Consider the following 22933-nt stretch of genomic DNA (forward strand, 5'->3'; position numbering starts at 1 on the left):
CATGGCCCGTGCGCCGGCGGCTTCAGGGGTCCGCAACTACGCCATCGTGACGGCCGCCTATTGGGGCTTCACGCTGACCGACGGCGCGCTTCGGATGATCGTGCTCTTCACCTTCTTCAAGCTGGGATACTCGCCGTTCACCCTGGCGTTCCTGTTCGTGCTCTACGAGGCCGCGGGCATCGGCGCCAACGTCATCGGCGGCTGGCTCGCGGGCCGCTACGGCATCACCCGCATGCTCACGGTGGGCCTCACGACGCAGATCTCCGGCTTCCTGATCCTCTCGGCGGTCTCCCCGTCCTGGGAGACCGCGCTGCTGGTCCCCTGGGTCGTCGCCGCCCAGGGCATCTGCGGCGTTGCCAAGGACCTGACCAAGACCGCGTCCAAGTCCGCCATCAAGGTCACCGAAGCCGACGCCAAGGGCGCCAACGCAAACACCCGCCTGTTCCGCTGGGTGGCCTGGTTCACCGGCTCGAAGAACGCCATGAAGGGCTTCGGCTTCCTCCTCGGCGGCGCGCTCCTCGAGCTGATCGGCTTCCGTCCCGCGCTGTGGCTGATGGCCGGCGCTCTCGCCCTCGTCCTCGTCGGTGTCGTCGCTTCCCTTCCGCCCATGCTGGGGAAGGCGAAGTCGAGCAAGAGCATGAAGGAGCTGTTCGCCAAGAACCGCGGCGTGAACCTGCTGGCCCTGGCCCGCGTCGTGCTTTTCGGCGCGCGCGACGTTTGGTTCGTGGTCGGCGTGCCCGTCTTCCTCTACGCCTCGGGCTGGACCTTCATCATGGTGGGTGGCTTCTTGGCCCTGTGGACTATCGGCTACGGCGTGGTCCAGGCGGCCGCGCCCGCCATCGTCACCCGCAGCCAGGACGGCCTCTCACGGGAGGTCCCCGCGGCGCGGTGGTGGGCCCTCGCTCTCGCTTTGGTCCCGGTCGCCATGGCAGGCTGGCTTGCCCTCGCGCCGCCGCATGCCGACTTCGTCCTGGTGGCGGGGCTGTCCATCTTCGGCTTCGCGTTCGCCGTGAACTCGTCCCTGCACTCCTACCTGATCCTGGCCTATGCGGGATCGGAGAAGGCCGCCGAGGACGTGGGCTTCTACTACGCCGCCAATGCCGCCGGGCGCTTCATCGGCACCCTCTCGTCCGGCTTGCTCTACCAAGTGGGCGGCATCTACGCCTGCCTCGGTGGCTCCGCCCTGATGCTCGCCATCTGCTTCGGAACCACCCTCCTGCTGCCGCTCCATGCCCAGCCGATGGGAGCACCCGCACCGAGCCGGTGAGGACGAGACCCTGCAGACATTCACGATCGGAAATTCAAGCGAGCCTTGGACAATGACCGACCATCCCCCGTCACCATCTGGCACAATCCCGATTGCGGCACGTCGCGCAACACGCCGGCGCGATCTGCCCTAGGATCTGTTCGGACCCTATCAGGCGGCCAAGCGACGCCACTATCGCTGGATCGAGAGGGGGGTGTTCGATCGCCTGTTCGACGCCGTGGCGGTGGATCCCGATCTGGAATGGCTTGCGATCGACGCTACCGTCATCCGCGCCACAGAGACCGATGGCGTCTTCGACCTGTGTTATCGCCGCCACCCAATATCGCGCACCGACCTGCGTGATAACGTGGTCAAACCCGTCCACCATGTCCCCGAACAGCCGTCCAGCATCTCCCAGGTCTGAACATCAAGTCCGGGCATGACGGCGCATTCTTAGAAATGCCCGTCCCAACCGCTTGAATATCGATCCGTCCTAGCCTGCGGCAAGGTGATCGCCGACCGCGCCTACGATGCCGACAGCCTTCATGATGCAATACGCGACGAAGGCGGCGAGCCGGTCATCCGGCCACGGCGTCATCGCAAATGCCGGTATCGCTACGACAAGAGCGCCTACCGCCAGCGCTGGCTGGCATAGAGAGCGTCTTTGCAAAGCTCAAGCAGTGGCGACGCATTGCCACCCGATACGACAAAATCGCCAGCATCATGCTCCGGCTCAAATGATTAAATCGTCCCCACAGCCGAGCGCGGTCTGGCCGCACGGCCCGAACCCCCTACGGGAGGCCGTTTGCGCGCCCTGCATGTATCGTCCCTCCCATGCGCGCGGCGCCAAGGACGGGCACAGCCTTCTGGTTTGGCTGAAACCCTTCCGTGCCGCGGGCGTTGGCGCAGGAGCGCTTCGTTCAGGAGGCGCCGCGCCGAGCCGGGAGGGATCGCAGCATGCGCCTTTTGACGTTCCATCGCACCGCAGCCCGCAAGGCGGCGGCTCCACCCGTTTCCACCGGACGGATGACGCGGAGGCTGGCCGCCGCCGCCATCGGCTTTCTCGCTTTCGCGGCGAACCCGGCGCACGCCTTGGACGCCATCGTCCAGAAGCAGACATTCACGCTGCCCAGCTACACCACGGTGGGCGGCGCGCCGCTGCGTGATGTGAAGGTGGGCTGGGAGGCCTATGGCACGCTCAATGCCGACAAGAGCAACGTGATCCTCATCACGCATTTCTTCTCGGGCACCAGCCATGCCGCCGGGAAATACAAGCCGAGCGACGCGGCGCCGGGATATTGGGACGCCATTATCGGGCCCGGAAAGCCGCTCGATACCGATAAATACTACATCATCTCCTCCGACACGCTGGTGAACCTGAACGCCAATGACCCGAACGTGGTGACCACCGGCCCCGCTTCCATCTCTCTTGAGACCGGCAAGCCCTACGGGCCGCGTTTCCCGGTGGTGACCATCCGCGATTTCGTGAATGTCCAGAAGGCGCTGCTGGATTCGCTCGGCATCGCCCGCCTGCATGCGGTGATGGGCCCCTCCATGGGCGCCCTCCAAGTGTATGAATGGGCCACCGGCTATCCCGAGGTGGTGGAGCGGGCGATCCCCGTGATCGGGGCAGGGGAGGCGGACGGCTGGCTGGTGGCGTGGCTGGATGTGTGGGGCTCGCCCATCCGCGTCGACCCCAATTTCAATGGCGGCGACTATTACGGCCGCACCCCGCCCAAGCAGGGCCTCGCCCAGGCACTGAAGGTGGTGACGCTGAGCGCGGGCGCTTATCCCTGGGCCAACACCACGTTCGGCCGCAAATGGGCCGAGCCCGGCAAGGACCCGGCCCTGGCCCTCGACAATCGCTATGCCATCGAGGCCAAGCTGGACGAGGTCGCCGCCGCCCGCGCGGACCTCGCGGACGCCAACCATTTCCTCTATCTGGTGAAGGCCAATCAGGTGTTCGCGGCCGGCGGCGACGTGGGCCTGAAGCGCATCAAGGCGCCGGTCCTCATCATCTCGTCGGACGAGGACTTGATTTTCCACCCCGCCGCCATCCAGCGCACCGCGGACGAGATCCGCAAGGGCGGCGCGCCCGTGGAACAGGTGAAGATCGGCGGCGGCCGGGGCCATCTCAACGGCATCGGCAACATCCAGGAGGCGGGGGAGGCGATCAGCCGATTCCTCGCCCAATAGGCCCCCTGGAGGCCCGGAATCGGACGCTTTCTCCATGCGCCGGACGCGGGGCTCCTAAGTTATTGATTTTAAAGGGCGTGCGGAAGGCGTTTGGCGCGCCTTCCGCTGGCGTCCCCGGGCTGAATCGGATAGAAGAAACCAGCCTTTTCTCCAGGAAAGACGTGCGTTTTGGCTGATAAAGATAGCCCGGCCGGCGGCGGTTCGCTGCCTTCCGAAATCCGTCCGGTCTCCATAACCGAAGAACTTTCGCGGTCCTATCTCGATTACGCCATGAGCGTGATCGTGTCCCGTGCGCTGCCGGATGTGCGCGACGGGCTGAAGCCGGTGCATCGGCGCATCCTCTATTCGATGCACGAGAACGGCTATCTCTGGAACCGCTCCTACCGCAAGTCGGCCCGCGTGGTCGGCGACGTTATCGGTAAATACCATCCCCACGGCGACCAGGCGGTCTATGACGCGCTGGTGCGCATGGCGCAGACCTTCTCCATGCGCCTGCCCTTGGTGGACGGCCAGGGCAATTTCGGCTCCGTGGACGGCGATCCGCCAGCGGCCATGCGTTACACCGAAGTGCGCATGGAAAAGGTCACCCAGGCGCTGCTGGACGACCTGGACAAGGACACGGTCGATTTCCAGGAAAACTATGACGGCAGCGAGACCGAGCCCAAGGTCCTTCCCGCCCAGTTCCCGAACCTTCTGGTGAACGGCGCGGGCGGCATCGCGGTGGGCATGGCCACCAACATTCCGCCCCACAATCTGGGCGAGGTGATCGACGGCACGCTGGCGCTCATCGACGATCCGGCGCTGCTGCCGGAATCGCTGCTGGACATCATCCAGGGCCCTGACTTCCCCACCGGCGGCCTGATCCTCGGCCGCACCGGCATCCGCCTGGCCTATATGACGGGGCGCGGCTCCATCATGGTGCGCGCGCGGGTGGCCATCGAGACCATCCGGAAGGATCGCGAAGCGCTCATCATCACCGAGATTCCCTATCAGGTGAACAAGGCGACGATGATCGAGAAGATCGCGGAGCTGGTGCGCGACAAGCGCCTGGAAGGCATTTCGGAGATCCGCGACGAGAGCGACCGCGACGGCATGCGCGTGGTCATCGAGATCAAGCGCGACGCCCAGGCGGACGTGGTGCTGAACAACCTCTACCGCATGACCCCGCTGCAGTCCTCGTTCGGCGCCAACATGGTGGCGCTGTCCGGCGGCAAGCCCGCGATCATGACCCTGCACGACATGCTCACCGCCTTCGTCGCATTCCGCGAAGAAGTGGTTAGCCGTCGCACCAAATTCCTCCTGCGCAAGGCGCGTGATCGCGCCCATGTGTTGGTCGGCCTCGCCATCGCCGTGGCGAATATCGATGAAATCATTCGGCTAATTCGCACCGCGCCCGATCCGGCGACGGCGCGCGACTCGCTCATGGGGCGTAATTGGCCGGCTAAGGATATGGCACCCCTGATCGCGCTCATCGCCGATCCGCGCCATGCGCTGCAGCCGGACGGTACCTACCGCCTCTCCAACGAACAGGCCCGCGCCATCCTCGACCTGCGCCTCCAGCGCCTCACCGCGCTGGGCCGGGACGAGATCGCGGAGGAGCTGGACAAGCTCGCCGCCGAGATCGCCGACTATCTGGACATCCTCTCCAGCCGCGAGCGGGTGATGGACATCATTCGCGCCGAGCTGATCGCCATCAAGACCGAGTTCGGCACCCCCCGGCGCAGCGAGCTGGTGGAAGGGCTGGGCGACCTGGAGGACGAGGACCTCATCCAGCGCGAGGAGATGGTGGTCACCGTCTCCCATGCCGGATACGTGAAGCGCGTGCCCCTCTCCACCTATCGCGCCCAGCGGCGCGGCGGAAAGGGCCGCTCGGCCATGCAGACGCGGGACGAGGATTTCGTCACCCGCCTGTTCGTGGCCTCCACCCATGCGCCGGTCCTGTTCTTCTCGTCCAAGGGCAAGGTCTACAAGCTGAAGGTGTGGCGCCTGCCCGCCGCCGCCCCCCAGGCGCGCGGCAAGGCGCTCATCAACATCCTGCCCCTGGAGCCGGACGAGCGCATCACCTCCATCGTTCCCCTGCCCGAGGAGGCGGACGCGGAAGGGCGTGTGCAGATCATGTTCGCCACCACCGGCGGCACGGTGCGGCGCAACGCCATGGCGGACTTCTCGCAGGTGAACCGCAACGGCAAGATCGCCATGAAGCTGGAGGAGGGCGACGCCATCGCCTCGGTCCAGCTCTGCACCGAGGATGACGACGTGCTCCTCACCACGGCGAACGGGGCCTGCATCCGCTTCCCGGTCACCGAGGTGCGTGTCTTCAAGGGGCGCGATTCCGTTGGCGTGCGGGGCATCCGGCTGGAGGAGACCGACACGGTCATCTCCATGGCCATCATCCGCCATTCCGATGTCAGCGCCGAGGAGCGGGTGGAGTATCTGCGCCGCGCCAATGCGGTGCGTCGCGGCGCGCCGGGTCCGGGCGACGAGGCGGAAGAGATCGTCGAGGTCGATGCCGAGGAGGCGCTCGCCGCAGACGCCGCGCCGGGCGACGGGACCCTGGGGCTGGAGCGCTACGCCCTCATGGGCGCGGCCGAGCAGTTCATCCTCACTCTGTCCGAGAACGGCTACGGCAAGCGCACCTCGTCCTACGAGTATCGCGTCACCGGCCGCGGCGGAAAGGGCATCGTCGCCATGGCGGTGAACGAGCGCAACGGCCGCCTCGCCGCCTCCTTCCCTGTGGAGGATCCGGACCAGATCATGCTGGTGACCGATGGCGGGCAGCTCATCCGCTGCCCGGTGAACGGCATCCGCATTGTCGGCCGCGCCAGCCAGGGCGTCATCGTGTTCGATACGGCGGAAGGCGAGCGCGTGGTCTCCGTGGAGCATATCTCCGAGGAGGAGGATGCGGCCGGGGAGGTCGGGGCTGACGGGCCGGGCGAGGGCGGCGAGACGGAATGAGCGCCGAGAGCCTCACGCTCTTCGTGCTTGCCTGCCTTGCGCTGGGCGCGACGCCGGGGCCGAACGTGGCGCTCATCGTCGGCACCAGTCTCAAGCATGGCCGGCGCGCCGGCCTGCTTACCGCCACGGGCGTGAATGTGGGCCTCGTGCTCCAACTCGCCTTCGTGGCGGCGGGCCTTGCCTGGATGGTGGAAGTGTTCGCCCGCCATTTCGATCTGGTGCGCTATGCGGGCGCCGCCTATCTGGCGTGGCTCGCCATCGCCCAATGGCGCGCCGCCGGGACTGAGCGGCGTGAAGCCGCCCCCACGGGGCGGGCAGCCTTCTCGCGCGGGCTGGCAGTGGCGTTCGCCAATCCCAAGACCTTGCTGTTCCACGCGGCCTTCCTGCCGCAATTCATCACCGATCCCACCGATCCCGTGCCCCAGATCGCGCTTCTGGCGGCCATCTTCGCGGTGATCGCGCTGGTGGGCGACATGCTCTGGGCGGTCGCGGCCGACCGGGCGCGCGCCGCGCTCTCCGGTCGTTTCACGCGGCTGGCGGATCGCGTGTCCGCCGTCATCCTGCTCGGCGGCGCCGCCGTTCTGCTGGCGGCCGGGCGGCGCTGAGCGTCACGCCGCCTGCCGGCTGATGGTCAGGTCTTGCCGGGGCGAGGCGCCGAACATGCGTGAATAGTCCCGGCTGAACTGGGACACGCTCTCATAACCCACATCGAAGGCCGCGCTGGAGACGGCGAGCCCGCCCGCCATGAGACGATGGCGCGCCTCGATGAGCCGGAGCTGCTTCTGGAATTGCAGCGGGGTGAGCGAGGTCACGGCCTTGAAATGCTGGTGGAAGGCGGACGGGCTCATGCCCGCCGCCTCCGCCAATTGCCGGACGGGCAGGGCGCGCGCGAAGTCCGCCCGCAGCACGGCCACCGCGCGGGCGATGCGCTGGGCATGGCCTTCCGGCCGGGCAAGACGGCGCAGCATGGGGCCGTGGCGGCCCTGGAGCAGCCAGTAATGCAGCTCCTTCAGCAATGCCGGGCGCAGCACGGCCTGCGCATCCGCCCGCTCGGGCAGGAGAACGAGCCGCCGGATGCAGTCGGCCACGGCCGCGTCGGTCTCGCTCACCAGAATGCGCGGGCCGGGCGCGTCGGGGGCGCCCGCAATGGCGGAAATCTCCCCCAGCACGTCGCGCAGCAAGGCGAGGTCCAGATTCAGGGAGATGGCGAGATAGGGCGCCGTGCCGCTCGCCTCCACCACCCGCCCCTGGATGGGCGTATCGGCGCTCACCAGCAGGGTCTGGCCGGTGTGGAAGCGCCAATTGTCCGTGCCCGCCGCCACTTCCTTCGCCCCCTGGAGGACGAGACAGAGCAAGGGGGCATAGATGGAGTGGAGATAGCCGGTGGGCCCGTCCGCCCGCGCGAAATTGAGGCCGTTTCCCTCGGTGATGACGAGGCCCTCCCGGGCCGGTGTGTCGGCGGTGCGGGCCAGAACCAAGGGGAGGACGGGATCGAGGGACATGAGGGTCGCGCCTGTGGGTCATCGGCCGGACGGAGGAAAATGCCCGTCCGGCTGTTGGGACACTGTAGCGGAGGGGCGGGCGCGGGGAAGGGGATTTGGAGGATCAGGCAAGTCTTCCGCAGCATTCGGCAAGCGCGCGTCACGGGCGGGAATTAGGGTCTCTTCACTCTCAGATGGAGTTCAGCCATGACCCTTTCCGCTTCTTCCCCCACCCCCATCGCTCTCGTCACCGGCGCCAGCCGGGGCCTTGGGCGCAATACGGTTCTCGCGCTGGCGCGGCGCGGCGTGGACGTGATCCTGACCTATCATTCCCGCGCCGACGAGGCGGACGCCGTGGTGCGCGAGATCGAGGCGCTGGGCCGCAAGGCGGTCGCGCTGCGCCTGGATGTGGGTGACAGCAGCACCTTTCCCGCTTTCGTCCAGGAGGTTCTGGCAAGTCTGAAGAGCCGCTTCGGCCGCGAGACGTTCGACTATCTGGTGAACAATGCCGGCATCGGCGTGCATGGCAGCTTCGCGGAGACGTCGGAGGCCACGTTCGACCTGCTGATGAACATTCATTTGAAGGGCACCTTCTTCCTGACCCAGAAGCTGCTGCCGCTGATCGCCGATGGCGGATGCATCGTGAACCTGTCCAGCGGCCTCGCCCGCTTCACCATGCCGGGCTATGCCGCCTATGCGGCCATGAAGGGCGGCATCGAGGTACTCACCCGCTACATGGCGGCGGAACTGGGTCCGCGCGGCATTCGCGTGAACACCGTGGCGCCGGGCGCCATCGAGACCGATTTCGGCGGCGGCGCGGTGCGCGACAATGCCCAGATCAACAAGGTGATCGCCGACAACACCGCGCTCGGCCGCGTCGGTCTGCCTGATGATATCGGCCACATGATCGCGGCTTTCCTGGCTGCCGACTTCGGGTGGGTGAACGGCCAGCGCATCGAGGTGTCCGGCGGCGTCAATCTGTGAGGCGCAAGCGGGGTCGGGCACAGGCCCGGCCCCGCTGTTCCCCAGTCGTCTGGGCGCCTGCCCCATTGCGCGGCGGCGCGCGGCGGGATAACGCTTCCCGCCCATGAGCGCCGCCCAGCACACCACCCGCACCGCCATCTATGCCGGGTCGTTCGACCCGCCCACCAACGGTCATCTCGACGTGGTGCGCTCCGCGTGCCGGCTCGCGGACCGTCTGATCCTTGCGGTCGGGATCCATCCCGGTAAGACGCCCGTCTTCCCTCCGGCCGAGCGCCTGGACATGCTGCACGAGGTCTGCGGGCCGGTGGCGGCGGAAGAGGGCACCGTCCTGGAGGTGATCACCTTCGACAATCTGGTGGTGGAGGCCGCGCGCAAGGCGGGCGCGGGCCTGCTGATCCGCGGCCTGCGCGACGGCACCGATCTCGACTACGAGATGCAGATGGCCGGCATGAACGGCACCCTCGTGCCGCAGATCCAGACCGTCTTCCTGCCCGCTTCCCCCCGCGTGCGCCCCATCACCGCCACCTTGGTGCGCCAGATCGCCTCCATGGGCGGGGATGTCTCCGCTTTCGTTCCGCCGGCCGTGCTGGCGCGGCTCGTCGTCAAGTTCCCCAAGCGGGCCTGATCCCATTCCGCGCTCCCTCTCGGGGCGCCAGTCAAGGAGATCCCCATGCGCACCCTGTTCGGCCGGATGTCCGGTGCCCTGATGCTGCTCGGCGCGCTCGTGCTGCCGCTCGGCCTCTCGCTCGGCGCGGCCCAGCCCGCCTCTGCCCAGGCCGCCGCCTCCAAGATCGACCCGCAGAACACCCTTTATCTCGACACCACCTATGGCCGGGTGGTGATCGCGCTGCGGCCCGACCTTGCGCCCAAGCATGTGGAGCGCCTGAAGCAGCTGGCGCGCGAGGGCTATTACAACAACGTGCCGTTCCACCGCGTCATTGATGGCTTCATGGCCCAGACGGGCGACGGCCAGTATGGCAACGGCACCGGCGGCTCCAAGTATGCCAATCTCCCCGCCGAGTTCTCCAGCACGCCGTTCGTGCGCGGAACCGTGGGCATGGCGCGCTCGTCGTCGCCCGACAGCGCCAATTCGCAGTTCTTCATCTGCTTCGATTCCTCGCCCTTCCTGAACGGCAAGTACACCGTGGTGGGCGACGTGGTGTCGGGCATGGAGTTCGTGGACAAGCTCAAGAAGGGGTCGCAGGCCAATAACGGCACGGTCAGCAACCCCGACAAGATCGTGAAGATGCAGGTGGCCGCCGACGCCAAGTGAGGCGTTCGGGGCCCCTGAGGACGGGCGCGCGTGCGCCCGGAACAACCGACAACAGGAAGAGGAGCAGCCCATGGCTGAGGAAGTGATCGTCCTGGAGACCACCAAGGGTGAAGTGGTCATCGGCCTTCGGCCGGATCTCGCGCCGGGCCATGTGGCCCGCATCAAGGAGCTGGTGGCCGAAGGCTTCTATGACGGCGTGCCGTTCCACCGCGTCATCGACGGCTTCATGGCCCAGACCGGCGATCCGACCGGCACCGGCATGGGCGGCTCGGGCAAGAAGCTGAAGGCCGAGTTCAATCGCCAGCCCCACACGCGCGGCACGGTCTCCATGGCCCGCGCGGCGAGCCCGGATTCCGGCGACAGCCAGTTCTTCATCTGCTTCGGCGATGCCCGCTTCCTGGACGGTCAGTATACCGTGTGGGGCGAGGTGATCTCGGGCATGGACAATGTGGACACGATCAAGCGCGGCGAGCCGGTGAAGGATCCCGACAAGATCGTCAAGGCGACCCTGAAGCCCAAGGAGGCGTGAGCCTCTAAAGGGTGGCGGATCGCCCCCTTGGATGCCTAAAACAGCGATGGCCGGTCCTTGGACCGGCCATCTGCATTTCAGGGGCTTGTTCTCGCGAGCCCCAATTCCCGGCAGGGAGCCGCGCGAAACTCAGTAGCGGCGCATGAGGCCCACGAGGCGGCCCTGGATGCGGACGCGATCCGGCCCGAAGATGCGGGTCTCGTAGGTGGGGTTGGCGGCCTCCAGGGCCACGGAGGCGCCTTTCTTGCGCAGGCGCTTGAGGGTGGCTTCCTCGTCATCCACCAGGGCCACCACGATGTCGCCCGTCTCGGCCGAATCGCATTTGCGGATCAGCACCGTGTCGCCGTCCAGGATGCCGGCCTCGATCATGCTGTCGCCGCGCACTTCCAGGGCGAAATGCTCGCCCGAGCCGAGCATTTCCGGCGGCAGGTTCAAGGTGTGGCTGCGGCTCTGGATCGCCGAGATGGGCGTGCCGGCGGCGATGCGGCCCATGACCGGCACGGAGACCGTGGGGGCCGTCTCCTCATCCTCGGCAGGCGGGCGCACGCGGCCGAGGCTCCCCTCGATGACGCTGGGCGAGAAACCGCGCGCCGCGCGCGGGGAGGCGAGGCCAGGGGCCACGCTGTCCGGCAGGCGCACCACTTCCAGCGCGCGGGCCCGGTTGGGCAGGCGGCGGATGAAGCCGCGCTCTTCCAGGGCCGTGATCAGGCGATGGATGCCCGACTTGGAGCGCAGGTCCAGCGCTTCCTTCATTTCGTCGAAGGAGGGCGGAACCCCCGTCTCCTTCAGGCGCTCGTGAATGAAGCGCAGCAGATCATATTGCTTGCGAGTGAGCATGGCCGCCCCGTTTTTCGGCTTCCCGGTTGACACTCGCGCCCGGAAAGCGCGAAACAAATCGGGAACAACCTTTAGCCGTTCCTTTTGTGTTCCGCAAGCGTGAACATGGGGTAAACGTTATTTCAGCCCAATAGCGGCAAGGCCTTGCAGGGATCGCCCACGCGCCCGGTGGGGGCATCGGCCTCGCGAATCAGCAGGCAATCGGCCTCGGCGAGCGCCGAGAGCATGCCCGAATCCTGCACCGCCAGCGGCGCCACCATGCGCGTTCCGTCCGCGGAATGGGAGAGGGTGGCGCGCATATAATCGCGCCGATGGTCATTGGCCTTCACCTCGGCGCCGAGCCTGGCATCGAAGCTTTCAAGGGCGGCCGGGGCGCCCTGGAGCGCCCGGATGAGCGGCACCAGGAACAGCAGCGAACACACATAGGCCGAGACCGGATTTCCCGGCAGGCCCAGCACCCGCATGGCTTCCCGCTGGCCGAACATGAGCGGCTTGCCCGGCCGCAGGGCGATCTTGTGCACGGAGAGGCCCACGCCTTCCGCCTTGAGGGCAGGGGCCATCAGATCATGCTCGCCCACGGAAGCGCCGCCCGAGGTGACGAGAATGTCGAATCCCCCCTCCACGGCGCCGCGCACCGCCGCGCGGGTCGCCTCCAGGCTGTCGCCCACAAGGCCGAGATCCACCACCTCCGCCCCCGCGTCACGGGCGAGGCTCGCCACGCCATAGACATTGGAGACCACCACGGCGGCCGGCGAAGCGGCCCCGCCTCCCGGTCGCACCAGTTCGTCCCCGGTCTGGAGAATCGCCACGCTCGGGCGTCGGCGCACCGAAACGGTGCCATGGTCCGCGGCGGCCGCCAGCATGACGGAGCGGGCATCGAGCCGATGTCCCGCCGGCAGCAGGGCCGTGCCGGCCATGAAGTCAAACCCCGCCTTGCGGATGTTCCGGCCCGGCGCGGTCTCGTTCACCACTTCCACCACATCGCCGTCGCGCGTGGTGTTCTCCTGGATCACCACCGTGTCCGCTCCCTCCGGCACTAGCGCGCCGGTGAAGATGCGTGCGGCGGTGCCGGGAAGGACCGTGCCGGAGAAGGGGCGGCCCGCAGCGGATTCGCCGATCATGGTGAGACGGGCCGGCAGGTTCGCGATGTCCACCGCGCGCACCGCATAGCCGTCCATGGCCGACATGTCGGCCACCGGCTGGCTGCGACGGGCGACAAGGTCCCGCGACAGCACCCGCCCATGGGCCTGCGCGATGTCCACCGTCTCTTCCGGCAGCGGTGCGGCGTCGGCGAGGATGAGCGCCAGCGCGTCGTCCACGGGCATGAGGGCCATGAGGGGGATCTCTCGTGTCATGAAACGATCCCGGCCTGCGACCGGGCTTGCAAGAGCGTTTCCGAGCGAAGTGTGAAGCGGTTCGCGTGAAGGAAACGCGGAAACACTCTGGGTGGCGCGGCCGGCTGGCGTCAGCTCTCCGCCGTCCAATGGCCGGAGCGGCCGCCCGCCTTTTCCAGCAGGCGGATGCCCTCGATGCGCATGGCCCGGTCCGCCGCCTTCGCCATGTCGTAGATGGTGAGGCAGGCCACGGAGACGGCGGTCAGCGCCTCCATCTCCACGCCGGTCTGGCCGGAGACGCGCACCCGCGCGCGGACGCGCAGGCCCGGCAGGGCGGCCTCGGGCTCGATCTCCACCTCCACCTTGCTGAGCAGGAGCGGATGGCAGAGGGGAATGAGTTCATGGGTGCGCTTGGCGGCCATGATGCCCGCGATACGCGCCACGCCCAGCACGTCGCCCTTCTTGGCGTTGCCGGAGAGGATCAGCTCCAGCGTTGCGGGGGCCATCACCACGGCCCCCTCCGCGACCGCCTCGCGATGGGTGATCTCCTTGTCGGAGACATCCACCATGCGGGCGGCGCCGCTGGCGTCGAGATGGGTCAGGTCCGCCACGGTCGCGGGCCTATTTCGCGCGGGTCCAGGTCTGGGTCTCGCACAGCGGCACGAACACGCAGCCGCGCACTTCCAGCGTGTTGTCGCCCTTCAGCGTCAGCGTGGCGGTATAGGTCTTGCCGTCGTCGGGATTGTAGATCTTGCCGCCGCTCCAGCTTCCGCCCGAGCCGGAGAAGCCGGAGAGCATGGTGAGGCCCTTCAGGGGGCGGCTGCGCAGGGAGGCGTCGGCATTCTTGGCATCCGTCAGGGCCGGATTCTTCTTGATGTCGTCGGAGGAGACGAGCTTTCCGCACACGGAATTGCCGCAAGCGGTGATCTCGACCACGCCTTCGTCCGTGGGGGTCATCCAGGTGCCGGTCACGTCGGCGGCCAGGGCCGGCATGGCGACGAGCGAAAGGAAGGCGGCAGTCAGGGCAATGCGCATCTTCAACTCCCGATAGTGCCCGGTCATAGCCGGGCTTGCGAAAAATATGTCAGAGCGGCGTTCACGCCGCCAGCAGCGCCCGCGTGGCGGCCGTCACGTCGGTCTGGCGCATCAGGCTTTCGCCCACCAGAACGCTGCGGATGTTGCAGGCCGCGAGGCGCGCAATGTCGGCGGGCGTGAAGATGCCGCTCTCGCCGATGCAGATCCGGTCCGCCGGCACCTTGGCCGAGAGCCGCTCGCTGGTCTCCAGCGTGGTCTCGAAGGTGCGCAAATTGCGGTTGTTGATGCCGATGAGCGGGCAGGGCAGGGCCAGCGCGCGGTCCAGCTCCGCGTCGTCATGCACCTCGATGATGGCGTCCATGCCCCAGTCCTGCGCGCAGGCATAGAGGTCGGCCGCCAGCGCATCGTCCACCGAGGCCATGATGATGAGGATGCAGTCCGCGCCCCAGGCACGCGCTTCCGCCACCTGGTAGGTGTCGTGCATGAAATCCTTGCGCAGCGCGGGCAGGGCCGTGGCGGCGCGGGCGGCGATCAGATAGTCCGGCGCGCCCTGGAAGGACGGCGTGTCGGTGAGCACGGAGAGGCAGGCGGCGCCGCCCGCCTCATAGGCGCGGGCGAGCGCGGGCGGGTCGAAGTCCGGCCGGATCAGGCCCTTGGAGGGGCTGGCTTTCTTCACTTCCGCGATCAGGGCGGTGCGGCCCTGCGCCATGGTGGTGCGCAGCGCGCCCGCGAAGGGGCGCACGGGAGAGGCGGCGCGGGCGGCGGCCTCGATCTCGGCCAGCGGGCGCGCGGCCTTGGCGGCGGCGATCTCCTCGCGCTTATAGACTTCGATGCTTGCGAGGATATCGGTCATGACGCGAGCTTTTCCGTGACATGGACGAGGGTTTCCAGCCGGGCCCGGGCGGAGCCGGTATCGACGCTGGTGGTGGCCATGGCCACGCCCTCGGAAAGATCCGCAGCCCGCCCGGCGACCAGCAGCGCGGCGGCGGCGTTCAGGATGGAGACGTCGCGATAGGCGCCCTTTTCGCCGTCCAGCACGGCGCGCAGCGCGGCGGCATTGTGGGCGGCATCGCCCCCCTTCAGCGCCTCGGGTTCCACGCGCGGCAGGCCCACGAGGTCGGGGGCGATCTCGAAGGTGTGGATGTGCCCGTCTTCCAGCGCCGCCACGGAGGTGGAGCCGGAGAGGGTGATCTCGTCCAGCCCGTCGGAGCCGTGCACCACCCAGGCGCGCTCGCAGCCCAGCGTCTTCAGCACTTCGGCGAGCGGGGTGATCCAGGCCTTGGAATAGACACCCACCATCTGCCGCTTCACGCCAGCGGGATTGGAGAGCGGTCCCAGCAGGTTGAAGATGGTGCGGGTGCCCATTTCCACGCGGGTCGGCCCCACATGCTTCATGGCCGGGTGGTGGGAGGGGGCGAACATGAAGCCGATGCCCGCCTCGGCGATACAGCGCGAGATGGCCTCCGGCGACAGGTCGAGGCGCACGCCCAGCGCCACCAGCACGTCCGCCGCGCCGGACTTGGAGGACAGCGCCCGGTTGCCGTGCTTGGCCACCGGCACGCCCGCGCCCGCCGTGATGAAGGAGGCGCAGGTGGAGATGTTATAGGAGCCCGAGGCGTCGCCGCCGGTGCCGACAATGTCCACCGCTTCGTCCGGGGCTTCCACGGGCAGCATCTTGGCGCGCATGACGGAGACCGCGCCGGCAATCTCCTCCACCGTCTCGCCGCGCACGCGCAGGCCCATGAGCAGCGCGCCCATCTGGGAGGGGGTCGCCTCGCCCGACATCATCCGGTCGAACACATAGGCGGATTCCTCCCGCGTCAGGCTGGCGCCGGTGGCCACCTTGCCGAGGAGGGGGCGGAAGGTTTCCATCGATCAGCCCTTCGTCCGGTTGAAGGCGCCCGCAAGCTCCAGGAAGTTGCGCATCAGCGCATGGCCGTTCTCGGAAGCGATGCTTTCGGGATGGAACTGGACGCCGTGGACGGGAAGCGTGCGGTGCGCGAGGCCCATGATGAGGCCGTCATCGGTGTGGGCCGTCACTTCCAGGGCGTCGGGCAGCGTCGTGCGGTCCACGATCAGCGAATGGTAGCGCGTCGCCTGGAAGGGATGGTTGAGGCCACGGAAGACCGAGCGGCCCTCATGGTGGATCTCGCTCATCTTGCCGTGCATGGGCAGGGGCGCGCGGATCACGTCGCCGCCGAACACCTGGCCGATGGCCTGATGGCCGAGGCATACGCCGAACAGCGGCACCGCGCCGGAGGCGCGGGCGATGAGATCGAGGCAGATGCCGGCTTCGGAAGGGGTGCAGGGGCCGGGGGAGATGACGATGGCGTCCGGCTTCTCGGCGAGGATCGCCTCCACGTCGCGCGCATCGTTGCGGTGCACGGTGACGGTCGCGCCCAGTTCCCCGAGATAGTGCCAGAGATTGTAGGTGAAGCTGTCGTAATTATCGATCAGCGTAACGGCGGTCATCACGGCTCCCGGCCCGGCGCATCCGGGCGTCGCGCTTGCGTCCCTCGCAAGCCCCGTCCCGACTTAATCCTTCCGGCGCGGGGCGGCAAGCGTGAGGGGGGCGGAGGGCGTCCCCTCAGAGGTCCAGCAACTCTTCTCCGGCGAAAGCGGCGTGTTCGGAGATGAAGGCGAAGCGGGCTTCGGGCTTGTTGCCCATGAGGCGCTCCACCAGATCGGCCGTGGCCGCCGCCGCCGCTTCCTCGATGGTGACCCGCAGCAGGGTGCGGGTAATGGGGCTCATGGTGGTTTCCTTCAATTGCGCCGGCATCATCTCGCCGAGGCCTTTGAAGCGGCCGATATCCACCTTGCCGCGGCCGGTGAATTCCTTTTTCAGCAGCACGTCCTTATGGGCGTCGTTGCGAGCATACAGGGTCTTCGGCCCCTGGGAGATGCGGTAGAGCGGCGGCACGGCCAGGAAGAGGTGGCCCTCCTCGATGAGCTTGGGCATCTGGCGGAAGAAGAAGGTGACGAGGAGGGAGGCGATGTGCGCCCCGTCCACGTCCGCGTCGGTCATGATGACCACCTTCTCATAGCGCAGGTCCGCCTCGCGATATTGCGAGAGCGGCCCGCAGCCCAGCGCCTGCATGAGGTCGGACAATTGCTGGTTCTGGGCGAGCTTGTCGCGGCCCGCGCTCGCCACGTTCAGGATCTTGCCGCGCAGCGGCAGCACCGCCTGGGTCTTGCGGTCGCGCGCCTGCTTGGCGGAGCCGCCCGCCGAATCGCCTTCGACGATGAAGAGTTCGGACCCCGCCGCCTCGGTGTTGGAGCAATCCGCCAGCTTGCCCGGCAGGCGCAGCTTGCGCACCGCCGTCTTGCGGGAGATCTCCTTCTCCTGCTTGCGCCGCAGCCGCTCTTCCGCGCGGTCGATCACATGGTCGAGCAGCTTGGTGGCCTGGTTGGGGTTGGCGGCGAGCCAATGGTCCAAGGGATCGCGCAGCGCCTGCTCGACAATGCGCGAGGCCTCGGCCGTGGCGAGGCGATCCTTGGTCTGGCCCTGGAATTCCGGCTCGCGCACGAACACGGAGAGCATGGCCGCGCAGCCGGCGGCCACGTCGTCGCCGATGAGCACGGCCGAGCGCTTGCCCTGGCCCACGCGCTCCCCATAGTCCCGCAGGCCCTTCAGCAGGACGAGGCGCAGGCCGTTCTCGTGGGTGCCGCCGTCATGGGTGGGAATGGTGTTGCAGTAAGAGGAGATGCCCCCGTCGGCATCGGCCACCCAGGCCACCGCCCATTCCACGCTGCCATGGCCGCCGGCCTTCTGGATGCGGCCGGAGAAGATGTCCGGGTGCACCAGGGTCTGGCCCTCGATGTCGGCGGCGAGATAGTCCTTCAGGCCGCCGGGAAAGCGGAAGGTCATCTTCTCCGGCACGCCGGTGACGCCGGCCAGAAGCTCCGTGTCACACGACCAGCGCACTTCCACGCCGCCGAACAGATAGGCTTTCGAGCGCGCCATGCGGAACACGCGGGCAGGCTCGAAATGGGCGGAGGCGCCGAAAATCTCAGGATCCGGATGGAAGCGGATGCGCGTGCCGCGCCGGTTGGGCGCGCGGCCCACTTCCTTCAGCGGGCCTTGCGGGTGGCCCTTGGAGAAGATCTGGCGATAGAGCGTCTGGTTGCGGGCGACCTCCACTTCCAGAAGGTCGGAGAGCGCGTTCACCACCGAGACACCCACGCCATGCAGGCCGCCGGAGGTCTCATAGACCTTGCTGTCGAACTTACCCCCCGCATGGAGCGTGGTCATGATGACTTCGACGGTGGACTTCTTCGGGAATTTGGGATGCGGCTCCACGGGAATGCCGCGTCCATTGTCGGTCACCGTCAGGAAACCGTCCTTGCCGAGAAAGACCTCGATGAAGGTGGCGTGCCCCGCCACCGCCTCGTCCATGCAATTGTCGATCACTTCGGCGAACAGGTGATGCAGCGCCTTGGCGTCTGTTCCGCCGATATACATGCCCGGACGCCGCCGAACCGGCTCCAGCCCTTCCAGAACCTCAATATGCGCGGCGGTATAGTCGCTCGCCATTTGCGGCGTGACCGGCGTCGCCTTGCGTGGCTTGGCGGGAGGGGGGCTGGAAAAGAGATCGTCTGAATTGGACATGAAGCGGATCTGGACTCGCGAATCAGTGCGGGCCGGCGACAGGCACCGGCCCAGCAATTATGGGGCTTTTAGCCCAGGTTTGGAAACACGTCGCGGTTCGCGTCCCCGCTGATCAGCGGGGACGCAGGCCGAGCGCGGCGCGGCGCGCCTGCTTGTTGGTGTACATCAGCGCGTCGGCGTGGCGCAGCATGTCTTCTGCCGAGCCTTCCGTGGGGGCCGCATCGATGACCCCGAAGCTCGCGCCGGGATAGTCGATGGAGGCCGGGCCGATATCGAATGTGCCGATCAGGAGCGGGGCCAGCCGTCCCTCCGTCGCTTCCGCGGGCGGCGCTTCGCCCTCCTGGGCGGGGGAGGTGAGGCCCACCACCACGAATTCATCGCCGCCCAGGCGGCCCAGCACGTCGCTGGTGCGCAGGCCCGCGGACAGGCGCTTGCCCACCTCGATCAGGAACCTGTCGCCCGCCTCGTGGCCGTAGGTGTCGTTGATGGCCTTGAAGCCGTCGAGATCGATGAAGGCCACGAGAACCCGCTGGTCCGTCCGGTCCGCCATGGCCACCAGCCGCTGCAATTCGTCGAGCACGAAGCGCCGGTTCGGCAGGCCGGTGAGCGCGTCCGTGAAGGAGATGGCCTCCAGCTTGGCATTGGCCTTGCGCAACTCATCCAGCAAATGCTCGCGCTGGATCTGGTGCCCGATCAGCGCGGAGAACAGCGTGAGCACCTCCTTGCCCTCCTGGGCCAGGGGCTTGCGGTCGGAACTGGCGGCGCAGAGCGTGCCGTAGAGCATCCCGTCATCGAGATAGACCGGCGTGCTCGCATAGGTCTGGATCCCCAAAGCGCGCGCGGCGTCGGAATCGCCCCAGCAATTGGCCACGTCGTCCGTATAGATCCGCCCCTCATCCATGGCGCGCTTGCACAGCGTGTCGCCCCACGGCACCGAGAGCCCTTCGGGGATCTGCATGGCCTTCGTGTTGCGGGAGAAGACGATGTTCTGGATACCCGCGTCGGTATCGATGCGCGTCAGATAGGTGCTTTCGAGCCCGGTGACGAATTCGAGCAGCTCAAGCAGCGGCCGCGTGACATCCTCGACCGTCCGGGCGCCCGCAAGGGTGCGGGAGATCCGGGCCAGGAAGAAGTCACGCAGGTCGGTCTTATCCATTGCGAAGCGTCCTTTTCAGGGTTCCGAAGAGGCGAGGCGACCGTTGCCGCCCGCTCAGGCGCCGGGCGGCAATACGATCACACCGTACGTTTTCCGAGGGAATGACGGATCAGGTGGGCATGTGGGAAAACCCGCTGCGGCAATCGACACGGCCGAGCTTAGCAGTACCGATCGATTGCGACAGCCCACATGGTCGGGAGGCGGGGGCGTCGGCCATGGCGATTGTCCCTCCCGAGCCCTGCCCCCGAAAAAGCACCGCAGCATGGATCGGGTTCCCGACGGGCATATGGCAAAGCCGTATGGCTGGACTGCTTTTGCGTGTCTTTCACAGGACATGGGATGGGTGTATGGACCCTCGCCCCCCTGGTGCGCCGCCCAAGAGGCGCATGCCGGGGCAAGCCTCATCTAGGCCCGTTTTTGCGGGCGGGAGCGTGTCATGTCGGAAGCGAAAGCGCGGATCGCGGTTCTGGGTGCCTCGGGCTATACGGGCTCCGAGCTGGTGCGCCTGCTGCTGCGCCATCCGCGCGCGGAGATCGTGGCGCTGACCGCAGACCGGAAGGCGGGCCAGTCCATGGCCGATGTCTTCCCGCAATTCGCGCCCTTCCCGCTGCCGAAGCTCGTGACCATCGACCAGGTGGATTTCACCGGCGTCGATCTCGTCTTCTGCGCCCTGCCGCATGCCACCACGCAGCAGGTGATCAAGTCCGTGTTCGAGAAGGCCCCCGCCGTGAAGGTGGTGGACCTCTCCGCCGACTTCCGCCTGTCCGATCCCGGCATGTATGAGACGTGGTACGGCCACCCCCATTCCGCCCTGGACCTCCAGAAGGAAGCGGTGTTCGGCCTCGTTGAGATCTACCGGGACGAGATCAAGAAGGGCCGGCTCATCGCCAATCCCGGCTGCCACACCACCACGGCCATCCTGCCCGTGGTGCCGCTGCTGGAAGCCGGCGCCATCGATCCCGAGAGCATCGTCATCGACAGCAAGACCGGCATGTCCGGCGCCGGGCGCTCGGCCAAGGAGGCCATGCTGTTTTCCGAGGTATCGGAGGGCATCAACGCCTATTCGGTGGGCTCGCACCGGCATATGGGCGAGCTGGACCAGGAATATTCCAAGGCCGCCGGCCGCCCCGTGAAGCCCATGTTCGTGCCGCACCTCGTGCCCATGAACCGGGGCATCTACGCCACGCTTTATGTGCGCACCACGGGCGCCAAGGCCGAGGACCTGCACAAGATCCTCGCGGACTATTACCAGAACGAGCCCTTCGTCCATGTGTTCCCGTTCGGCCAGGTGCCCCATTCCCGGCATGTGCGCGGGTCCAACATGGTGATGCTGGGCGTGGTGGCGGACCGGGTGGAAGGGCGCGCCATCGTGGTGTCCACCATCGACAATCTGGTGAAGGGCGCGTCGGGGCAGGCGGTTCAGAACATGAACCTCGTGCTCGGCTTCCCGGAGACCATGGGCCTGGAGCAGATCGCGCTCATGCCGTGAGAATGTGGATTTAGGACATTAGTCACAAGGACTGTTGTCCTAGTTCCATTTTTCGGCTATGGTCATTCCACCTTGCACCAAGGAGGGGCGCGTCCGGAGCGGCCTGACGGGTGGTGCGGGGCGCGGGTGTCCGACGCGGCGGGGATTAACGCCCCCTGCCGCGCGAGAAAGGGGGCCGAAGGGGTTGCGCACCGATCCGGGGCTGGTTCGCCCGGACGTGATGGGAGATCCACGAAAGCCCACGCGGCGCGGCCGACACGCCATAAATCCCCGCGCGGGAGCGGACGGAATGCTGGTTCCGACGTCACCCATCTTCCCAAAGGCATGCCTTGCCGGCGTGCCGACCGCTCCCGCATCCCTCCACCCCCGCCCGAAAGGCGGGGATGAAGGTGTTGCCGCCGAGCCTATCGACGCGCGGCGGGCAAGGGCCTATCAGCGTCGCAGCATTCCGAAGGTTCTCCATGCTCGTCGATAGCCATTGCCATCTGGATTTCCCCGACTTCGCCTCCGAGCTGGACGCCGTGGTGGCGCGCGCGGGGGAGGCGGGGGTCTCCCATCTCGTCACCATCTCCACCCGCGTGCGGCGGTTCGACGAGATCCGCGCCATTGCCGAGCGCTTCCCCAATATCTTCTGCACCGTGGGCACCCATCCCCATCAGGCGGCCGAGGAGCCGGACGTGACGGCGGACGACCTCGTCGCCCTCTCCGCCCATCCCAAGGTGGTGGGCATCGGCGAGGTGGGGCTCGACTATCATTACGACAACAGCCCGCGCGCGGCGCAGCGGGCGGGCTTCCTCACCCATATCGAGGCGGCGCGGCGCACCCAGCTTCCCCTCGTCATCCACGCCCGCGAGGCCGATGACGACGTGGCCGAGATCCTGGAGACGGAGACCGCCAAGGGCGCCTTCCCCTTCCTGCTGCACTGCTTCACGGCCGGGCCGGACCTGGCGCGGCGGGCGGTGGCGCTGGGCGGCACCATTTCCTTTTCCGGCGTGCTCACCTTCAAGACCGGCGCGCCGCTGCGGGAGATCGCGGCCGGGCTGCCCGCCGACCGCATCCTTGTGGAAACCGACGCCCCGTTCCTCGCGCCCATCCCCCACCGGGGCAAGCGCAACGAGCCGTCCTTCGTGCGCGAGACCGCCAAGATGCTGGCCGAGACGCGCGGCGTGAGCCTGGACGAGATCGCCCGCCAGACCACCGACAATTTCTTCGCCCTGTTCTCGAAGGCGCAGCGCTGAAGCCGGGAGCCGCCCATGACTCACGACCGCTATGACGACGCCTATATCCGCGACATCCTCACCAGCGTGCGCACCATCGCCGTGGTGGGGGCGAGCACCAATCCGGCGCGCCCGTCCTTCTTCGTGACCAAATATCTGTCCGAGCGCGGCTTCGAGGTGTTTCCGGTCAATCCGGGGCAGGCGGGCAAGGAGATTGCGGGCCGCCCCGTCTCCGCCAGCCTCGCGGAAATCCCCGTGGCCATCGACATGGTGGACGTGTTCCGCGCGGCCGAGCATCTGCCGGGCGTGCTGGACGAGGTGCTGACCCTCGTGCCGCTGCCCAAGGTGCTGTGGATGCAGCAGGGGGTGCGCCATGACGAGACCGCAGCCCGGGCCGAGGCCGCGGGCATGCGCGTGGTCATGAACCGCTGCCCCAAGATCGAATATGGCCGCCTCTCCGGCGAGATCGGCTGGACCGGCGTGAACAGCCGCACCATCTCGGCCAAGAAGCCGCAGCGCCTGGGGGCGGGGGTGCAGCGCCTATCGCTCACCCGGACACCGCCGGTCAAGAAATAACAATCATCTTTCGGTT

21 protein-coding genes and 2 pseudogenes are annotated in these 22933 nt (G+C 67.5%); 13 read left to right on the top strand and 10 right to left on the bottom strand.

Annotated elements, in window-relative coordinates:
• Position 1: 1 nt before the first annotated feature.
• The 6 genes and pseudogenes from arsJ to EJJ38_RS07205 all read left to right on the top strand — a co-directional run bounded on the left by arsJ (position 2) and on the right by EJJ38_RS07205 (position 7002).
• Positions 2 to 1267 (top strand): organoarsenical effux MFS transporter ArsJ, encoded by a 1266-nt coding sequence (gene arsJ, locus EJJ38_RS07185; protein ID WP_127089410.1) that lies wholly within the window; start codon positions 2 to 4, stop codon positions 1265 to 1267.
• A 97-nt stretch (positions 1268 to 1364) separates the two neighbouring features.
• A pseudogene (locus tag EJJ38_RS20895) lies at positions 1365 to 1545 on the top strand (IS5/IS1182 family transposase); the annotation flags it as partial.
• A 209-nt stretch (positions 1546 to 1754) separates the two neighbouring features.
• Positions 1755 to 1987 (top strand): annotated as a pseudogene (locus EJJ38_RS20900) (transposase); the annotation flags it as partial.
• A gap of 216 nt (positions 1988 to 2203) precedes the next feature.
• Positions 2204 to 3442: an E22 family MetX-like putative esterase gene (locus EJJ38_RS07195; protein WP_245454146.1), complete on the top strand. Its 1239-nt coding sequence runs from the start codon at positions 2204 to 2206 to the stop codon at positions 3440 to 3442.
• 168 nt (positions 3443 to 3610) lie between these two features.
• A complete protein-coding gene (gene gyrA / locus EJJ38_RS07200; protein ID WP_127089412.1) occupies positions 3611 to 6397 on the top strand; it encodes a DNA gyrase subunit A in 2787 nt (928 codons plus the stop codon).
• Positions 6394 to 7002 (top strand): LysE family translocator, encoded by a 609-nt coding sequence (locus EJJ38_RS07205; RefSeq protein ID WP_127089413.1) that lies wholly within the window; start codon positions 6394 to 6396, stop codon positions 7000 to 7002. Before gyrA ends, EJJ38_RS07205 begins: the two co-directional genes overlap by 4 nt.
• Before the next feature lie 3 nt (positions 7003 to 7005).
• On the opposite strand, the gene EJJ38_RS07210 is transcribed toward EJJ38_RS07205, so the two are convergent.
• A complete protein-coding gene (locus EJJ38_RS07210) occupies positions 7006 to 7899 on the bottom strand; it encodes an AraC family transcriptional regulator (protein WP_127089414.1) in 894 nt (297 codons plus the stop codon).
• A gap of 186 nt (positions 7900 to 8085) precedes the next feature.
• Here EJJ38_RS07210 and EJJ38_RS07215 point away from each other — a divergent pair, with 186 nt between their 5' ends.
• The 4 genes from EJJ38_RS07215 to EJJ38_RS07230 all read left to right on the top strand — a co-directional run bounded on the left by EJJ38_RS07215 (position 8086) and on the right by EJJ38_RS07230 (position 10664).
• Positions 8086 to 8862 (top strand): SDR family NAD(P)-dependent oxidoreductase, encoded by a 777-nt coding sequence (locus EJJ38_RS07215; RefSeq protein WP_127089415.1) that lies wholly within the window; start codon positions 8086 to 8088, stop codon positions 8860 to 8862.
• Positions 8863 to 8965: 103 nt separating this feature from the next.
• The gene (gene coaD / locus EJJ38_RS07220) at positions 8966 to 9487 is read left to right on the top strand and encodes a pantetheine-phosphate adenylyltransferase (RefSeq protein ID WP_127089416.1); all 522 of its coding nucleotides are present in this window, start codon (positions 8966 to 8968) and stop codon (positions 9485 to 9487) included.
• Between the two features lie 81 nt (positions 9488 to 9568).
• The gene (locus EJJ38_RS07225) at positions 9569 to 10135 is read left to right on the top strand and encodes a peptidylprolyl isomerase (RefSeq protein ID WP_420836880.1); all 567 of its coding nucleotides are present in this window, start codon (positions 9569 to 9571) and stop codon (positions 10133 to 10135) included.
• 70 nt (positions 10136 to 10205) lie between these two features.
• Positions 10206 to 10664, top strand: a complete 459-nt coding sequence (locus EJJ38_RS07230; protein WP_127089417.1) for a peptidylprolyl isomerase — start codon at positions 10206 to 10208, stop codon at positions 10662 to 10664.
• A gap of 129 nt (positions 10665 to 10793) precedes the next feature.
• Here EJJ38_RS07230 and lexA read toward each other — a convergent pair whose 3' ends face one another.
• The 9 genes from lexA to EJJ38_RS07275 form a co-directional block, all read right to left on the bottom strand.
• Positions 10794 to 11501: a transcriptional repressor LexA gene (gene lexA / locus EJJ38_RS07235; protein WP_127089418.1), complete on the bottom strand. Its 708-nt coding sequence runs from the start codon at positions 11499 to 11501 to the stop codon at positions 10794 to 10796.
• A gap of 122 nt (positions 11502 to 11623) precedes the next feature.
• Positions 11624 to 12835, bottom strand: coding sequence for a molybdopterin molybdotransferase MoeA (locus EJJ38_RS07240; RefSeq protein WP_127090312.1), 1212 nt, complete (start codon positions 12833 to 12835; stop codon positions 11624 to 11626).
• 131 nt (positions 12836 to 12966) lie between these two features.
• On the bottom strand, positions 12967 to 13446 hold the full coding sequence (gene moaC / locus EJJ38_RS07245) for a cyclic pyranopterin monophosphate synthase MoaC (RefSeq protein WP_127089419.1): 480 nt from the start codon (positions 13444 to 13446) through the stop codon (positions 12967 to 12969).
• Positions 13447 to 13456: 10 nt separating this feature from the next.
• Entirely contained in the window at positions 13457 to 13870 is a 414-nt protein-coding gene (locus EJJ38_RS07250) for a DUF2147 domain-containing protein (protein ID WP_127089420.1), read from the bottom strand.
• A gap of 61 nt (positions 13871 to 13931) precedes the next feature.
• Positions 13932 to 14723, bottom strand: coding sequence for an indole-3-glycerol phosphate synthase TrpC (trpC, locus tag EJJ38_RS07255; RefSeq protein WP_127089421.1), 792 nt, complete (start codon positions 14721 to 14723; stop codon positions 13932 to 13934).
• A complete protein-coding gene (gene trpD / locus EJJ38_RS07260) occupies positions 14720 to 15742 on the bottom strand; it encodes an anthranilate phosphoribosyltransferase (protein ID WP_127089422.1) in 1023 nt (340 codons plus the stop codon). Before trpD ends, trpC begins: the two co-directional genes overlap by 4 nt.
• A gap of 3 nt (positions 15743 to 15745) precedes the next feature.
• Positions 15746 to 16342, bottom strand: a complete 597-nt coding sequence (locus EJJ38_RS07265; RefSeq protein ID WP_127089423.1) for an anthranilate synthase component II — start codon at positions 16340 to 16342, stop codon at positions 15746 to 15748.
• A 115-nt stretch (positions 16343 to 16457) separates the two neighbouring features.
• Positions 16458 to 18479, bottom strand: coding sequence for a DNA topoisomerase IV subunit B (gene parE / locus EJJ38_RS07270; RefSeq protein ID WP_127089424.1), 2022 nt, complete (start codon positions 18477 to 18479; stop codon positions 16458 to 16460).
• 112 nt (positions 18480 to 18591) lie between these two features.
• Entirely contained in the window at positions 18592 to 19635 is a 1044-nt protein-coding gene (locus EJJ38_RS07275) for a sensor domain-containing diguanylate cyclase (RefSeq protein WP_127089425.1), read from the bottom strand.
• Positions 19636 to 20071: 436 nt separating this feature from the next.
• On the opposite strand from EJJ38_RS07275, the gene argC reads away from it, so the two are divergent.
• The 3 genes from argC to EJJ38_RS07290 all read left to right on the top strand — a co-directional run bounded on the left by argC (position 20072) and on the right by EJJ38_RS07290 (position 22917).
• The gene (argC, locus tag EJJ38_RS07280) at positions 20072 to 21124 is read left to right on the top strand and encodes an N-acetyl-gamma-glutamyl-phosphate reductase (RefSeq protein WP_127089426.1); all 1053 of its coding nucleotides are present in this window, start codon (positions 20072 to 20074) and stop codon (positions 21122 to 21124) included.
• A gap of 461 nt (positions 21125 to 21585) precedes the next feature.
• Positions 21586 to 22362 (top strand): TatD family hydrolase, encoded by a 777-nt coding sequence (locus EJJ38_RS07285; protein WP_127089427.1) that lies wholly within the window; start codon positions 21586 to 21588, stop codon positions 22360 to 22362.
• Positions 22363 to 22377: 15 nt separating this feature from the next.
• Positions 22378 to 22917, top strand: a complete 540-nt coding sequence (locus tag EJJ38_RS07290) for a CoA-binding protein (protein WP_127089428.1) — start codon at positions 22378 to 22380, stop codon at positions 22915 to 22917.
• The last annotated feature ends 16 nt before the right edge of the window (positions 22918 to 22933 follow it).

This window comes from Aquabacter cavernae, assembly GCF_003993795.1.
Taxonomy (GTDB): Bacteria; Pseudomonadota; Alphaproteobacteria; order Rhizobiales; family Xanthobacteraceae; genus Aquabacter; species Aquabacter cavernae.